This window comes from Nocardia sp. NRRL S-836, from assembly GCF_001279525.1.
Classification (GTDB): Bacteria; Actinomycetota; Actinomycetes; order Mycobacteriales; family Pseudonocardiaceae; genus Lentzea.
Genome location: NZ_LGDY01000074.1, coordinates 1 through 239 on the forward strand (window position 1 = coordinate 1; position 239 = coordinate 239).

General features: G+C 72.0%; 1 protein-coding gene. It reads right to left on the reverse strand.

What is annotated here, in order from left to right; all coding sequences use genetic code 11:
• A partial coding sequence (locus ADL03_RS08820) for a sigma-70 family RNA polymerase sigma factor (RefSeq protein ID WP_157528371.1) occupies nucleotides 1-239 on the reverse strand: 239 nt, incomplete at both ends.

Below are 239 nucleotides of genomic sequence, written 5' to 3' on the forward strand. Positions count from 1 at the left end.
GGCAGCAGGTCGAAGTCGTCGTCGCCGAAGATCACCGGACGGGCCCTGTCGCGGCGGATCCAGTCGACGATCAGGTTGCGCGCCACCGTGAACAGCCACGAACGCACCACCACGCCGTCGGCGGACAGCTGCTCGCGGTGCCGCCACGCCCGCAGCATGCACTCCTGCACGACGTCCTCCGCCCGGTGCGGGTCACCGGGCAGCAGCCGGCGGGTGAACCGCAGGAGGTGCTCCCGGTG